Here is a 16,789-nt window from a genome sequence, read left to right as displayed (position 1 = left end):
CAACAAAGCCGCTCGCCGCTCTCGCGCCGCCGCCCCGTCTGCTGTGAGGCGGTTTCTAAGCCCACAAAACCAACAAGTCAACGCTCACCGTTATAAAATTATCATATTTTAGATAACTTACCGATTTTATTCGAGAAAATTAGAATTCATTTTCGTGAAGATGGATGAAATGTCCAGCCATTCAGCGAATAAACGCGTTCTGATTTGCACAAATCCTATCCAGGCTGCTTAAAAAATGTCGCGCGCACTGCCTAATTAAGAGGATTTAGCGTTCTCCTGCCACCGAATGTTCATATTCGCATGCTCTGGGAGATCTGACAGAGAGGATATCCGAGTTGGCATTTGCCGGATAATTCCGTTTCCAATTCAATGCGGGTTTGACAGATGGCGCGCAAGCGGGCAGATGTTTATATATGGTAAAAATGACCTCTCAGATCGGAATAGGGCCGCAACAACAGCATTGCGACGGGTACAGACGGAGTTGGTACGGCTGATATGACGTCTGACAACAACCTTACCCGCCTTCTTGGAACAGAGCCGCCTCTTTTGGCAGATGGCTGGCGTGTTCCTGATCGTCGTGAAATCTCGCTCCGCTGGCTTACCGGAACATTTCTGACCGGCATCACCTCGTCTGTGTTGATGGGGGTTGCGCTTTTTGCTGCTCTTGATGGTCGTCAGCAATTGGCCATACCCGCCGAGGCCTACGCGCTGAGTGATATGAAGTTGCGCGATACCGATAGTTCACAAGGTGTTCAGCGCGGTGGTCGGCTGATTAACAACGTCATATCCTCGAAGGCCGCCAGTCGTTCTGTGTTGAATGTGTCAACCATGAGCCGGGTGGGTGACAAGGACGTTATCAAGCGTCAGCCGTTCACGCATCTCCGCATGTTGATATCCTCAGGCTTACCCACGCAGGAAAGCTATCCTCCTTTCGATCCCCTGACGATTTTTGGCAGTGATGATGCGACCGTTACCCCGCGGACTGGCACGATCTATGGGTCAAACGTGGATTCTGAGGTCAGTTTAAAAACGGTTCCTTTTCCAACGTCGCAGTTGGGATTCAAGTTGGCACCCGGCATGAGTTCGGATGAGGTCGAAGAAAACGTCCGCTCCAATGGTTCCTTGCTCACAGAAGGAACATCCCAAGTTTCGGCCCTTTATTATGTTGATCCTCAGCGTTTTGCCGATACCGAAGGCGATCTGGATATGAACCCGGGGTTGGAGGCGCGCGTTGTCGAGCAAAACCTCTCCGTTGCAGCTCCCGACCCTGTGACGCCTGAAACGGAACAATATGCCGACGACATTATTCCGATCCGTCGCGAGCAATCAATCAACGCCGCATTGACAAGTTCCGGCTATCCTTCGGCCAAGGCACAGGCGATTGCCGACAGTTTGAGTGAAAAACTCGACTCCCCCAATCTCAAAGCAGGCGATGTCTTGCGAATCGGCATTATTCAGCGCGGTGAACAGGCGCGCGTTGTGCGCTTCAGTGCTTATCGCGATGGTAAGCACCTTGTTACCATGGCGGTGGATGACAAGGGGCAACTGGTGGAGGGAGATGCCCCGCCCATGCTGGATGCCGTCGCCACCGCATTTGATGAAAACAGTCCGGCCATCACCAGTGGCCGCGATACACCAAGCATTTATGATGGCATTTACCGCGCAGCACTCTCCAATGGCATGGGCAAAAGTTTGACGGCGCAAGTTGTGCGGCTGCTTGCCAGCGGGTTTGATTTGCAGTCCCCCCTCAAGCCCAGTGACGGTATTGAGGCGTTTTATTCTGCCGCCGATGAAAGCGGCAAAGCGAGCGCAGACTCCGAATTGCTGTTCCTTCGCGCCCGGTTTGGCGAAACGACAACTGCACTCTACCGTTTTCAAGATCCCACGGACGGCTCCGTGGACTATTACGACCAAAACGGCAAAACCAATCGCCAGTTCCTGCTGCGCAATCCCGTGCCAAATGGTGTGTTCCGCTCCGGGTTCGGCATGCGCCGTCACCCCATTCTTGGCTTTGCACGAATGCACACCGGTGTCGATTGGGGCGCGCCGTCAGGATCGCCAATTGTTGCAGCTGGCAGTGGTGTCGTGGAGAAAGCTGGCTGGGATTCCGGCGGCTATGGCAATCAAACCATTATCCGTCACCCCAATGGCTACGAGAGCTCCTACAATCACCAAAGCGCGATTGCCAAAGGCGTTGTTGCGGGTGCCAAGATCAAACAAGGTCAGGTCATTGGCTGGGTTGGCACCACCGGCGAATCGACCGGGCCACACCTTCATTACGAAATTATCGTCAATGGCACCAAGGTAGACCCCATGAAAGTGCGTCTGCCAGATGGAAAATCTCTTGATGGCAAGTTGCTCGCCAGCTTTGAGGCTGAGCGCAAACGCATCGATGATTTGCTGTCGAGTGACGAAAAAAATCGGCAGCTTGCCGCAAACAATTGAACTATCATAAAAAACGGCGGCCTAGGGCCGCCGTTTTCATGTCTTGGGTTAGCGCAGGCTTATGCAGCCTGCTCCAATGGTTTCGCCGCTGAAATCAACAGCCGGTCAGAACCTGCTGTGATTTTGACCGCAGCTCCATCCAGCACATGGCCTGCCAAAATCTGCTCGGCCAGAGGGTCTTGCAGATATTTCTGAATCACGCGCTTCAATGGCCGCGCACCGTAAATCGGATCATAGCCTTTATCGGCCAGCCAATTGCGGGCATCGGGTTCCAGATCAATGGTGATCTTGCGCTCAGACAGAAGCGTGACAAGCCTGCGCATCTGAATGTCGACAATCGTGCCCATCTCGCTGCGGCGCAGGCGATGGAACAGGATGATCTCGTCCACACGGTTGAGGAACTCAGGCCGGAACGACGCTTTCACGACATCCATCACCTGTTCGCGGACACTCTCGATATCGTCATTTTCGCCCACACTGGTCAGATAATCTGCGCCCAGGTTGGAGGTCATGATGATGATTGTGTTCTTGAAGTCCACCGTACGGCCCTGGCCATCGGTCAGGCGACCATCATCCAGCACCTGCAACAACACGTTGAACACATCGGGATGGGCCTTTTCGATCTCGTCGAACAGGATGACCTGATAAGGCTTGCGCCGCACAGATTCCGTCAGCGCGCCACCTTCCTCGTAGCCGACATAGCCTGGAGGTGCCCCGATCAGCCGCGCAACGGAGTGCTTCTCCATATATTCCGACATGTCCAGCCGCACCATGGCGCTCTCGTCGTCAAACAAGAAGCGTGCCAAGGACTTGGTCAGCTCGGTTTTGCCCACGCCGGTTGGCCCCAAGAAAATGAACGAGCCAATCGGCCGGTTTGGATCTTGAAGGCCAGCACGGGCGCGGCGCACCGCACGCGATACCGCCTGCACGGCATCACCCTGCCCGACCACCGATTTGGCCAACTCGTCTTCCATCCGCAACAGCTTGTCGCGCTCGCCCTCCAACATCCGATCGACAGGAATGCCGGTCCAGCGGGACACGATATGAGCGATGTTGTCTGGCGTCACCACTTCCTGCACCATGCTGGCATGGCCGGAACTGTCCTGCGCTTCCGCCTCAACAAGCTTCTTTTCCAGATCCGGAATAAAGCCGTAAGCCAACTCACCGGCGCGCTGAAACTCGCCTTGACGCTGGGCAATCGCCAGTTCATTGCGGGCTTCATCCAATTGACGTTTCAGATCAGCAGCAAGGCCAAGCTTTTGCTTTTCCGACTGCCAGCGGGCCGTCAGCGCATCCGCTTCTTCTTCAATCGAGGCAAGCTCGGTTTCCAGCTTGGCCAAACGATCAATCGAGGAGGCGTCCGTTTCCCTTTTCAGGGCTTCGCGCTCGATCTTCAGCTGCATGATGCGGCGATCCAGTTCATCCAGCTCTTCCGGCTTGGAATCCACCTGCATTCTCAGGCGCGATGCGGCCTCGTCCATCAGGTCGATGGCCTTATCGGGCAAGAAGCGGTCGGTGATATAGCGGTTTGAAAGGGTTGCTGCCGCCACCAGAGCCGAATCCGAGATGCGGACCTTGTGGTGCTGCTCGTATTTTTCCTTCAATCCGCGCAGGATCGAGATGGTGTCTTCCACCGTTGGCTCGTCCACCATCACCGGCTGAAACCGCCGGGCAAGGGCTGGATCTTTTTCCACGTGCTTGCGGTATTCATCCAGCGTCGTCGCACCAACGCAATGCAACTCACCACGGGCAAGGGCGGGCTTGAGCAAATTGGACGCATCCATTGCGCCATCGGCTTTGCCGGCACCTACAAGTGTGTGCATTTCATCGATAAACAGAATGATGTCGCCGTTTTCGGACTGAACTTCGTTCAAAACCGCCTTCAAGCGCTCTTCAAATTCACCGCGATATTTGGCACCGGCAATCAACGCACCCATATCGAGCGCCATCAATCTTTTGTCTTTCAGGCTTTCCGGCACGTCGCCGTTGACAATGCGCAGTGCCAAGCCTTCGGCAATCGCGGTTTTACCCACGCCCGGCTCACCAATCAGCACGGGATTGTTCTTGGTGCGGCGCGAAAGTACCTGAATGGTGCGACGAATTTCATCATCGCGGCCAATCACCGGGTCGAGGCGGCCTTCGCGGGCCTCTTCGGTCAAATCGCGCGCGTATTTCTTCAGCGCATCAAAGCCCTGTTCGGCGTTGGCACTGTCAGCCGTGCGGCCTTTGCGAACATCGTTGATCACCTGGTTCAGCGCATTGGCGGTCACACCGCCCTTTTTCAGGCTGGCGGAGGTGGATGCAGATGTCTCTATGGCCAAAGCCAGCAGCAAGCGCTCAACGGTGACAAAGCTGTCGCCAGCCTTTTTGGCGGCGTCTTCCGCCGTGGTGAACACTTTGGCCAGCGGCTGAGACAGATAGACCTGTCCGTTGCCACCAGAAACTTTTGGTAATTTGCCAAGAGCCACATCATTGGCCAGACGCACTTCTTTCGCATCGCCGCCAGCCCGCGTGATCAGAGACGAGGCCATGCCCTGCTCGTCATCCAGCAGCACTTTCAGCACATGTTCCGGGGTAAATTGCTGATGTCCCTCAGAGAGGGCATTGGTTTGGGCGGACTGCAAAAAGCCGCGCACGCGCTCGGAATATTTTTCAATGTTCATCGTCGCTCTCCGTTTTCCAGACCGCCCGAAGCGGCACAGTCCGGTTGTTGAGGATAGACCCCCTTATCAAGGCAGGTCCTTAGATCGAAACCAATAGAATGGCTTTTCTTCAATCCATTGGCCTTGATATGGGGAGTGGGTTTTCCCCTTTAAAGAGCACTCTAGCGCAAAATTTACGTGGCCGATTGACCAAGCGCAATTGTCGCCAATTAACCGGCTTTGCCGCTGGTTTGAGAGGCGCATCGTGCAGCAAAGAGGCCAAAAAACAAGCGGCGCGGCGTGTCGATAGACAGGCCGCGCCGTTTAAAATCATCATGCCTGCCAGAAAGCGGGCTTATTCAGAGGTCACTGTTGCCAATGTTGGCGCTTCACCCGCATCAGAACCGGCATCGCCAGCATCTGCCGAGGTGTCGCCATCTGTGCGGCGCGGACGACGCGGGCGAGCAGCAGCTGCGCGACGGCGCGGTGCGGCGCGTTCCTTCTTGCCAGCTTCCGCCTGCTGCGCCACTTCTTCGGCGGCAACAGTTGCTTCAACCGGCGTATTTTCAATAATCGGCTGTGGACCGCTACCGGCAATTTCCACGTCAGGCTGACGCTGAGGCCGTGGTTGACGCTCAGGCTGGGACTGACGTTCCGGCTGAGATTGGCGTTCCGGCTGAGATTGGCGCTCCGGCTGGGGCTGGCGCTCCAACTGAGGTTGAGCATCGCCATGGGCCTGAACTTGGGGTCTTTGGCGCGACGGATGCTGCGGCCGTGGCTGATGCTGCGGACGTTGCTGGCGAGGTTGCTGCTCTGGCGCGTTGTGCGGGCCGCGCTCCATGATCATGTCCTGATCATCGCCGTCGCTATCATTGTCGCTGTCGTTATCCGTATCAACCATTTCGCGATCATTGTAATCGCGGTCATCGCGCTGAACGCGCTCCTGCATCTGGGCCTGTGCCGATGCAATAATGCGATTATAATGTTCTGCGTGCTGCAAATAATTTTCAGCCATAACCCGGTCACCGGAGCTTTGCGCATCACGGGCAAGGGTCATGTATTTCTCAGCAATATGCTGCGCGGTACCACGAATTTTAACATCCGGACCAGAGCTGTCATAGCTGCGTGTCAGCGGGTTTCCGCCTTTACGATTAAAATTATTATTGTTGCCGTTGCTGCCACCGCCGCCACTGCTACGCCCCCGACTGCGCTTGTTCTGCTGTCCTGGCCTCATCGATTACTCACCTGATTTCTGTCTTGCTGATATGAGGGCGACACGGCCTGCTCGTGTATAATCCGAGCTCAGGCTGCACGTGCCACGGTGCCTATTGCGCCATCGCACCATTCTGCCGCTGGTGAACATTAAATTATCTGATCCACGCACCGAGATCACTTCGCGCTGCAAACGTCTCCAAGGAGAATAATGTTTGAAGTCGACCCAGACCCAAACGAATCTTAGTTCGTTTCCTGCTGCCCAGTGTGTGCCCGCAACCTATCTCGCTTCTTTGCGAAAACCAAGCCTTTTCTTTGCCGAAAATAAACTTCCTTGAAGGTGTGACTGTTGCACCGCAAAAACCGAGTATAACTCCCTCTTTTCAAAGGGCAATAAGCCTGTTCTTATCTGTGCGCGATCGATGGTTTGAGACGGAATATCAACACACGATCCTGGCCACCATGGTCGCATTTCGCCTCAAGCAACAAAAACCCGTTGCTTAAAAACAGTGCGGTGACGCTGTCTTTTTGATCAAAGCCAATCTCCAGCCCAACGATGCCGTCAGGCTCCAGATGCGCGCCGGCACCCTTTGCAATCACGCGATACGCGTCCAAACCGTCGGCACCACCGTCCAGGGCCGCAAGGGGGTCAAACAGCCTGACCTCCGGCTCCAGTTCACTGACAACCTGACTGGTAATATAGGGTGGATTTGACACGATCATGTCAAATTTTGCCTGCACCTCGTCAAACCAGTCGCTGCGCAGCGTGTGAAACCGCCCGTCCAGTCCGTGCAGCGCAGCGTTATTCTCCGCAGTCTTAAGAGCTTCACTGGAAATATCGGTGGCTAAAGCTGCCGTGCCGGGACATTCGCCCAAAAGGGCAAGCGCAATCGCCCCCGTGCCGGTGCCCATATCCAAAAAACGCGCAGTGCCTTTGGCCTCTACCATCGCCTGCAGATAGGGCAAAAGCCCCTCCACCAGAATTTCCGTATCCGGGCGCGGCTCCAATGTTGCAGGCGAAAGGGCAAGATCCAGGCCGTAAAATTCGCGCTTGCCCAAAATGCGATGAACCGGCTCATGATTGAGGCGTCGCTGCACCGCAGCCTCAATCAACGCACCCTCTTCCTCGGTGACAATTCGCCCATCATCGACGACAAGATCAGTCATCGACAGGCCCAGCAATCCGGCAATCAGCACCCGTGCATCCGTTGCCGCATTGTCAATCTGCGCCTCAGAAAAGCGCCGTCTTGCCGCCAAAATTACCTCGCGCAACGTCAAAGGCGCACTCATCCGACATTTTCACCAAGCTGGGCCAGCTGGCCCGCTTGATAATCATTGATCAGCGCATCGACGACTTCATCAATTTCGCCCATCATCATGCGGTCGAGCTTGTAGAGCGTCAGATTGATACGATGATCCGTGACTCGACCTTGCGGGAAATTATAGGTGCGAATGCGCTCAGAGCGGTCACCGGAGCCGACCTGACTTTTGCGATCGGCAGAGCGCTCATTATCGGCGCGCTGGCGTTCCATGTCGAAAAGCCGCGACCGCAACACCTGCATGGCCTTGGCGCGGTTTTGATGCTGCGACTTTTCAGAACTGGTCACCACAAGACCGGTGGGCAGATGGGTAATGCGCACCGCCGAATCGGTGGTGTTGACGTGCTGGCCGCCAGCACCGGACGAGCGCATGGTATCGATACGAATATCTTCGGGGCGCACTTCAATATCGATGTCTTCTGCTTCCGGCAAAACCGCAACCGTTGCTGCCGAGGTGTGAATCCGGCCTTGCGTTTCGGTATCCGGCACGCGCTGAACGCGATGCACACCCGATTCGAATTTCAACTTGGAAAACACCCCACGGCCAGACACGGTGGCAATAATTTCCTTGAAGCCGCCCGCATCACCCTCACTTGCCGATAGAACCTCGACCTTCCAGCCTTTGCCGCTGGCAAAGCGCTCATACATGCGAAACAAATCACCGGCAAAGAGGGCTGCTTCCGAGCCGCCAGTGCCTGCGCGAATTTCCAGAATGGCGCTTTTTTCGTCGGCGGCATCCTTGGGCAGCAGCTGAATCTGGATTTCTTTCTCCAAAGCCTCCAGCCGTTCTTCCACCTCCGGCAATTCCATTTCGGCCAGATCGCGCATGTCGCGGTCGGTCGTCTTGTCATTGAGCAGCGCTTTGAGATCATCAGCTTCGCGCTCAGCCTGCCCATGTTCGCGAATGGCTTTGACCACCGGCTGCAATTCGGAATATTCCGAGGCCAGCTTCACGTAAACATCCGCCGCAGGCCCCGCAGACATGCGGGCCTCGATCTCACCAAATCGGCGCTCAAGTTCACGCATTTTATCAACAGGAAGCTTCGCCACCCTTCACCCCAATTCTAAAGCATGATGCGCAAACCGCGCATGTCACGGTTTGCAACGCCATCATGTCGAAACAAAAATTCTGCCTGATGCCACCGGCATAGAGTGCATCAGGTTTTCACATCCTTCGCTCAGATCGGCACGCCGTTTTCTTCGGCAAACCGCATCAAAAAGCTGCGGGTCGATTCGCTCGGATTGACCTCATCCAGCAAGGCATTCAGCTGTGTCGACAATGCGCCCACATCCAGTTGCAACAGCATGGCCTTCACCGGGCCAATCGCCGTGGGCGACATGGAAACCGAGCGATAGCCGAGGCCAAACAGCGCCATGGACGACAAAGGCTTGCCCGCCATTTCACCGCACAACGTCACCGGCGTATCATGACGGTCGGCAGCCCGAACAATATCGCGCAAGATGCGCAGGAAGGGCCGACCCAGAATATCAAACCGATCAGAAACCCGCGCATTGCCGCGATCCACCGCCATGGAAAACTGGAACAGGTCATTGGAGCCGACAGACACAAAATCCACCTGCTGCATCAGCTCGTCCAACTGCCACATCAAAGCGGGCACTTCGAGCATCACCCCGAATTGCAGGCGGCGCGGCAAGCCGTGGCCGAATTTGGAAAGATGCTGCACTTCCTTTTGCAGCAGCTCTCTTGCCAGGCGAATTTCCGCCACTTCGGTGATCATCGGCAGCATCATTTTCAATTCGCCGCCAGCCGCCGCCTTTAAAAGCGCCCGCATCTGGGTGCGCAACAGGCCGGGACGGTCCAGCGACAAACGAATTGCCCGCCAGCCAAGCGCCGGGTTTTCCTCTTCATGATTGCGGAAATAGGGCAAAACCTTATCGCCACCAATATCGAGCGTGCGGAAGGTAACAGGCGCACCCTTGGCCTGTTTCAGCACATTGCGATACAGGCCTTCCTGCTCCTCGGCCTTGGGCATGGTCGAGGCAATCATAAACTGCAATTCGGTGCGAAACAGACCAATGCCCTCCGCGCCCGATTCTACCAATTGCGGCAAATCGACCATCAAGCCGGCATTCATCTGCAGCTTGATGCGCTGGCCATCCTTGCTGAGCGGCTCGACATCGCGCAGCGCCCGGAACTGTTCTTGTCTGCGCGCCCGCAGCTTGACCTTTTCTTCATAGGCAACCACCAGATCGGCCATGGGGCGCAAATGCACCTGACCATCATCGCCATCAATGATCACGGCATCGCCATTTTCGGCCAGAGCAACCACGCCAGCGGCCTGACCCACCACGGCAATGCCCATGGCGCGTGCCACGATCACCACATGGCTGGTGACGGCACCTTCTTCCAGCACCAGACCGCGAATGTTCTGACGCGGATAATCCAGCAATTCGGCGGCACCCATGGCGCGGGCAAAAATCACCGCATCGGGCGGAAAGGATTCGGAACCTCGCCCGGAAAAACCGGTCAGCTGGCGCAACAGGCGATTGGCCAGATCGTCAAAATCATGCATCCGTTCACGGATGTAAGGGTCTGTCAGGCGCATCATCCGCGCCTTGGTATCGCTTTGCACTTTTTCAACGGCGGCTTCCGCCGTCAAACCATTGCGAATCGCCTCTTCCATGCGCCGCACCCAGCCCTGATCATGGGCAAACATGCGATAGGTTTCCAGCACCTCGCGGTGCTCACCTTCCATGGCAATTTCGCGGCGTGACAACATGTCATCAATGGAGATTCGCAGCGAGCCCAGCGCTTCGGCCATGCGCTGAATTTCGGTATCCGTGTCTTCGTTGAGCAGATTGGTCACGACAATGCGCGGCTCATGCAGCACAACATGGCCAAGGCCAATGCCTTCGCTATAGCTATCACCATCAATGGTGACCGATCGCGTCAGGTCCAGTTCCAGACCGGGTCTGGTGATTTTTTTCAAATCGCCCGTGGCAATCATTTCAGCCAACACCATGGCTGTTGTTTCCAGCGCTTCAAGCTCGTCTTCCCGATAATTCCGTTGCGCTTTATTCTGCACAACAAGAACGCCAAGACTGCGGCCAGCGCGCAAAATAGGCACGCCGAGGAACGAATTATAAACTTCTTCACCGGTTTCAGGCAGATAGCGAAATGCAGGGTGTGCCTGTGCATCAGACAGATTGAGCGGTTGGGCGGAAGCTGCAATGGTGCCGACCAGACCTTGCCCCATTTTCAACTGGGCCAGATGCACCGCATCAGGGTTAAGGCCTTCGGTGGCGTACAATTCCAGCACGCCATCCGATCGCAACACATAAACGGAACACACCTCGGCGACCATGTTGCTCGCAATCTGGCGAACGATACGGTCAAGACGTTCCTGTGGCTCAAGAGGCTCCGCCATAATTTCGCGAAGCCGTTTGAGAAGGACGCGTGGACCTGCAGAAAGGTCTCTCATCGCGTGTGTGCTCCCGATATAAACAATCCGCCGACGCAATGCCGGCGGTCATGATCAGTATAGGTGGCAAATTCTTGCCCGATGATCAACTCTTATCGAGACCGTAGCAGGAATGCAAAGTGCGAACCGCCAACTCGGCATAGGGGCCATCGATCAGAATGGAAATCTTGATCTCGGAGGTGGTGATCGCCTTGATGTTGATGCCTTTTTCCGCCAGCGCCTTGAAGGCTGTTGCGGCAACACCCGCATGACTGCGCATGCCGATGCCGATAACCGACACTTTCACCAGACCTTTTTCGCTCTGAATAACGTCAAAGCCGATTTTTTCCTTGTTATCGCCAAGCACGGCAAGCGCCTTGTCGATATCGCCAGAGGGCACGGTAAAGGTCATATCGGTCTTGGAGCCGTCTTCAGAAATATTCTGAACGATCATGTCGACATTGATATGTGATTCGGCCATCGGGCCAAAAATGGCGGCCGAAACACCCGGACGGTCGGCCAAACGACGCAGCGAAATCTGGGCTTCATCCTTGGCATAGGCAATGCCGGTTACAACTTCCTGTTCCACGATCTCTTCCTCATCGCAAATCAACGTTCCGGGCGGGTTCAGCAGATCGCCCATGCCCGGCGCATCGGGATCTTCAAAGCTTGAGCGCACAAACATGCGCACTTTATGGACCATGGCCAGCTCCACCGAGCGGACCTGCAACACCTTGGCACCAAGCGATGCCATTTCCAGCATTTCTTCAAAGGCCACCTTTTTCAGGCGGCGTGCCTTTGGCTCGATGCGCGGGTCCGTGGTGTAGACGCCATCCACATCGGTATAAATGTCGCAACGATCGGCCTTGACGGCTGCGGCAATGGCAACCGCGGACGTATCAGAGCCGCCGCGGCCAAGGGTGGCAATGCGATTATCCGGGCCAATGCCCTGAAAACCAGCCACAACGGCCACCTGCCCCTCGCCCATGCGGCGCACGATGTCGGAGCCGTCAATTTCTTGGATGCGGGCCGCGCCATGGGCATTGTCGGTCTTGATGGCAATCTGCCATCCCTGCCAAGAGCGGGCGTTGATGCCGAGCGATTGCAGCGCAATGGCCAAAAGACCAGAGGTAACCTGCTCACCGGATGCAACAATGGCATCATATTCGCGTGCGTCGTAGAAGGGCGAATCAGCACCTGCCACCTTGGGCATGTTCTGCACCCAATCCACCAGTTCATTGGTCTTGCCGGACATGGCCGAAACCACCACAGCAACTTCATGACCGGCATCAACTTCACGTTTCACATGTCGTGCCACGTTGTGAATGCGTTCCAGATTGGCGACGGATGTCCCGCCGAATTTCATCACAATGCGTGCCATGGCCTTGACCGTCTCGACCTCATCAATACGCCGCAAATTTCGGCTAAATCATTTTTCTGCCGTTTTTATAAGACGGCTGGCGGGCTTTTATCCAATTCGGCGTTGCGACGCAACGACAAGTTCACAAAGCCCGACAGACAGGACAACACAAACGCTTTTGTCATCTTTTTACTGTAAGGCCTTCAGCTACAATTCAGCAAGATGGCATAGGACATAATACTTTGCCTTGACGAGCGCATAAAAAAACGCTTCTCGAAAGCAAATGGAATGAACAGGCCGAAGAGTGGGAGAGTTGCATGGCAGCCAAGATAAACGCCGAAACCGAGGAGAGCGCCGAAGGGCCATCCACTTCGGGGTGGCGCGCTGCACTGTCAAACCTGGGGCGGCCTTTGGCTGCGATTTTTACCCTGATCGTTTTTGCAGCGGTTGCCTATGCCATCTACCGGCTGACCGAAGAAGTCAGCTATGATGATGTCGTGGCTGCTGTGGCGCATACCGGCTACGATCAGATCGCGCTGGCGATCCTGTTTACAGCCTTGAGCTTTGGCACGCTCTGTATCTATGACTGGAACGCTCTGGAGTTCATTGGTCGCAAGCGCCCGGCGGCAGAAGTGGCCCTCACCGCCTTCAGCGCCTATGCCGTTGGCAATGCTGCAGGCTTTGGCATGTTGTCTGGTGGTGCCATTCGCTACCGCGCCTATTCGCGCGCAGGCCTCGCCCCTGACGAAATCGGGCGCATTGTCGCCTTTGTGTCCCTGTCTTTCATGCTCGGCCTTGCCGTCATCACAGCGCTGTCGCTCATTCCGATGTCATCGGAAATCGCACCGCTTCTGGACATCACCCCGTTTTGGCTGCGCACCATTGCGATTGCCATTCTGGTAGGCTTTGCCGTTCTGATCATCATCGGCCAACGCCGCAGCCTCACCTTTGCAGGTGTGACGCTGAGCCTTGCTGACACGCCAACGCTGTCGCGCCAGTTCATCATCACTGTTGCCGATTTGGCTTTTTCCTGCTCGGTTGTTTACGCGCTTTTGCCCACACAGGCGGCCATTTCCTGGCCTGCGTTTTTTGCGATTTATTCCATTGCCATCGGCATTGGCGTGGCCAGCCATGTGCCCGGCGGCATCGGCGTGTTTGAAACCATTATCATTGCAGCCCTTGGCCCAACCACCAATATTGACGCCGTGTTGGCATCGCTGGTGGTCTATCGCCTGATTTATTATGTGCTGCCGCTGATCCTTGCCATTATTCTGGTGACCATCACCGAGCTGAGGCATTTTTCCAAAACACCGGCGCTGGCGGGCGTTGGGCGCACCGCCGCCCGCATTTCACCGGCATTGCTGGGTGCCCTGACCTTCATTCTCGGGGCAATGCTGATTTTTTCCAGCGTGACGCCCACACCGGAGCGCAATCTGGAAATGCTCGAAGGCATCGTGCCGCTCTCGATCATGGAGAGTGCGCATTTCCTATCAAGCATTATCGGCCTGTTTCTGGTGATTGCGGCACGCGGCCTAGTGCAGCGGCTCGATGGCGCATGGTGGGCGGCGGTGGTCGGTGCATCCATTGGCCTGATCCTGTCTCTCCTCAAGGCGTTTGCTGTTTTTGAGGCGTCGGCGCTGGCCGTGCTGCTGATTGGCCTGTTTGGCAGCAAGCGCCTGTTTGTGCGTCCAGCCTCGCTGTTTCGTCAGGTGCTGACCTCACCCTGGTTGATGGCCATTGCGCTGATTTGTATCTGCGCCTTCTTCATCCTGTTTTTCGTCTATCGTGATGTCGATTACAGCCGCTCGCTGTGGTGGGAATTCGAGTTCTCGGAAGAAGCGCCGCGCTCCTTGCGCGCCATGCTTGGCTTGACAATTTTCTCCTCAGCGCTCGCCGTTTTCAGCATGCTGCGACCGGCAGCCCCGGCGGTTACCCCCTCCAGCCGCGAAGAGATTGACAAGGCCGCCGTGATCGTCAACAGCCATGACGTGGCCGATAGCAATCTGGTACGCACCGGCGATAAGGCCATCATGTTTTCGCCCGATGGCAAGGCATTTTTGATGTATGGCAAGCAGGGCCGCTCCTGGATCGCGTTTCTGGACCCGGTTGGCCCCAAGAAAGCCCGCGATGAACTGGTCTGGCAATTTGTGGAAGAAGCGCGAACGGCAGGTTGCCGTGCGGTTTTCTACCAAGCCTCGCCTGCCCTTTTGCCCGCCATTGCCGATGCAGGGCTGCAAGCCTTCAAGCTGGGCGAACTTGCCGAAGTGGACCTCTCCCGATTTGACCTCAAGGGTGGCAAATGGGCCAATTTGCGGCAATCCGCCACCAAGGCTGAACGCGATGGCCTCAGCTTTGAAATCATCCCGACAGAAGGCGTGCCTGCCATTCTGGAGGATTTGCGCGACGTCTCAAACGGCTGGCTTGCCCAGCACCGTGCCAAGGAAAAAGGCTTTTCGCTCGGTGCCTTCACCGATAATTATATCCTCAGCCAGCCTGTCATTGTGTTGCGGTTTGAAGGCAGAATTGTCGCCTTTGCCAATATCATGGTGACAGATACCAAGGCCGACGCCTCCATTGACCTGATGCGATTTTCGCCCGAGGCTCCCAAAGGGTCCATGGACTATCTGTTTGTCAGCCTGCTCACCCATCTGCGTGGCGAGGGCTACCGGCATTTCAATCTCGGCATGGCACCGCTGTCCGGCCTTTCGCGCCGCGATGTTGCCCCGGTCTGGGATCGTATTGCCAACACATTTTACGAGCATGGAGAGCGCTTCTATAATTTCAAGGGGCTTCGTGCGTTCAAATCCAAGTTTCACCCGGAGTGGCAACCACGCTATCTCGCCGTATCCGGCGGGTTAAGCCCGGTGATTGCCCTTTTGGATGCAACTCTTCTGATTGGTGGCGGCCTGAAAGGCGTGGTAAAGAAATGAGAATAACAACAACACTTCTCGCCTTCGGTCTGGCAACCGTGGCCTTGCTGCAAACAGCACAAGCACAACAGGCAAAATATGAAACCGGCACAATCCCCGATCCGGTGATTGCCATGCCGGATGGCAAGCCAAAATCCATTGTGTTCTTGTTATCCGACAAGGATGGCTGGAGCGACAAGATGAAGGCGGAAGGCGAGCGTTTGCGCAGCAATGGCTCTATCGTTGTCGGCATTGATACGCCCAAATATCTGAAATCGCTGGAAGCGGATTACAAAGCCTCCACCGACGAGGACAATTGCATCTACACCGTTTCGGATATTGAAGACCTGTCGCATCAGATCCAGCGCCAGACGGGCTCAAACGACTATGTCCTGCCGCTTGTTGCGGGCGTTGGCGAAGGAGGCACCCTGGCATTGGCCATTTTGGCGCAAACGCCCAATGCCACCATTGGTGAAACGCTGGCGGTTGATCCCGGCGACGTCATTCCCTTGCCAGAGCAGTTTTGCACACCCGCCAACAAGGTGGTCAAAGATGGCGGTATTGTCTATGGCCTGACCGATGGCGATCTGCCTGATCCAGCCACGGTTCGCTTTTCCACCACAGCGGATCCAGCCGGGCGCGCCCATGTGGCTGAACTGTTGAAAGACCATCCCGATATTGATGTCAGCGATACCCAGAAAGATGCTTACACAAGTCTGTCAAATGGCATTGACGACATGATTGCCGCAACGGCCAAAGAGGCAGAGCCACTGGGTCTGCCGCTCACACTGTTGCCCGTCGACAAGCCAAAATTCGACACGCTGGCCATCATTTATTCCGGCGATGGTGGCTGGCGCGATATTGACAGCGAGATCGGCACCAATTTTCAGGATGAAGGCCTGCCGGTCGTGGGCATCGACTCGTTGCGCTATTTCTGGTCAGAGCGCAAACCGCAGGAAACCGCCGACGACCTGGTTCGTGTTATCAACACCTTCACCAAGCGGTGGAAAGTCAAGCACGTCATGCTGGTCGGCTTTTCATTTGGTGCAGACATTACCCCCCCCGTCTACAACTTGCTGCCCGCCAATGTGAAGGCCAAGATCAGTCTGGTTTCGCTTCTGTCCATGTCGCATGCCTCGGATTTTGAGATCTCGGTCACCGGCTGGCTGGGTGCAAAGGGCGCAGGCAAGGGCGGTGACCCGACCAAGCAGGTGGCGAAAATGCCCGCAGGTCTGGTGCAATGCATCTACGGCATTGAGGACATTGACGATGACGGTTGCCACACCCTTGATCCAACCAAGGTTGACATCGTCAAGCTGGATGGTGGCCATCACTTCGACGGCGATTACGATGCGCTTTCAAAGATTTTGCTGGACCGATTGAAGACCAAGAAGCTCGACTGATCTGACGAAAGATGTCGATCCATACAGCAAAAGGGCCGCTTTAAAGCGGCCCTTTTCTATTTCATTGTTAAGGGAAA

General features: G+C 55.8%; 9 protein-coding genes. 3 read left to right on the top strand and 6 right to left on the bottom strand.

Annotated elements, in window-relative coordinates; all coding sequences use genetic code 11:
- The first annotated feature begins 495 nt into the window (after positions 1-495).
- Positions 496-2,445: a M23 family metallopeptidase gene (locus BJF95_RS22000; protein ID WP_075641599.1), complete on the top strand. Its 1,950-nt coding sequence runs from the start codon at positions 496-498 to the stop codon at positions 2,443-2,445.
- Between the two features lie 59 nt (positions 2,446-2,504).
- On the opposite strand, the gene clpB is transcribed toward BJF95_RS22000, so the two are convergent.
- The 6 genes from clpB to BJF95_RS21970 form a co-directional block, all read right to left on the bottom strand.
- Entirely contained in the window at positions 2,505-5,108 is a 2,604-nt protein-coding gene (gene clpB, locus BJF95_RS21995) for an ATP-dependent chaperone ClpB (RefSeq protein WP_075641598.1), read from the bottom strand.
- A gap of 334 nt (positions 5,109-5,442) precedes the next feature.
- A complete protein-coding gene (locus tag BJF95_RS21990) occupies positions 5,443-6,321 on the bottom strand; it encodes a DUF4167 domain-containing protein (protein ID WP_075641597.1) in 879 nt (292 codons plus the stop codon).
- A 383-nt stretch (positions 6,322-6,704) separates the two neighbouring features.
- Positions 6,705-7,589, bottom strand: coding sequence for a peptide chain release factor N(5)-glutamine methyltransferase (gene prmC / locus BJF95_RS21985; RefSeq protein WP_075641596.1), 885 nt, complete (start codon positions 7,587-7,589; stop codon positions 6,705-6,707).
- Positions 7,586-8,668, bottom strand: coding sequence for a peptide chain release factor 1 (prfA, locus tag BJF95_RS21980; protein WP_075641595.1), 1,083 nt, complete (start codon positions 8,666-8,668; stop codon positions 7,586-7,588). Before prfA ends, prmC begins: the two co-directional genes overlap by 4 nt.
- Positions 8,669-8,796: 128 nt before the next feature.
- Positions 8,797-11,061 carry a phosphoenolpyruvate--protein phosphotransferase gene (ptsP, locus tag BJF95_RS21975; RefSeq protein WP_075641594.1) on the bottom strand — a complete coding sequence of 755 codons (2,265 nt, stop codon included), beginning with the start codon at positions 11,059-11,061 and terminating at the stop codon, positions 8,797-8,799.
- Between the two features lie 85 nt (positions 11,062-11,146).
- Entirely contained in the window at positions 11,147-12,421 is a 1,275-nt protein-coding gene (locus BJF95_RS21970; RefSeq protein WP_075641655.1) for an aspartate kinase, read from the bottom strand.
- Positions 12,422-12,717: 296 nt separating this feature from the next.
- On the opposite strand from BJF95_RS21970, the gene mprF reads away from it, so the two are divergent.
- Positions 12,718-15,330: a bifunctional lysylphosphatidylglycerol flippase/synthetase MprF gene (mprF, locus tag BJF95_RS21965; RefSeq protein ID WP_075641593.1), complete on the top strand. Its 2,613-nt coding sequence runs from the start codon at positions 12,718-12,720 to the stop codon at positions 15,328-15,330.
- Positions 15,327-16,712, top strand: coding sequence for a virulence factor family protein (locus BJF95_RS21960; RefSeq protein ID WP_075641592.1), 1,386 nt, complete (start codon positions 15,327-15,329; stop codon positions 16,710-16,712). The genes mprF and BJF95_RS21960 overlap by 4 nt, the downstream gene beginning before the upstream one ends.
- The last annotated feature ends 77 nt before the right edge of the window (positions 16,713-16,789 follow it).

Source organism: Rhizobium oryziradicis, assembly GCF_001939045.1.
GTDB classification, from domain to species: domain Bacteria; phylum Pseudomonadota; class Alphaproteobacteria; order Rhizobiales; family Rhizobiaceae; genus Allorhizobium; species Allorhizobium oryziradicis.
Note: the sequence above shows the minus strand (reverse complement) of the source record. Positions and strands in the feature narration are given on the sequence as shown.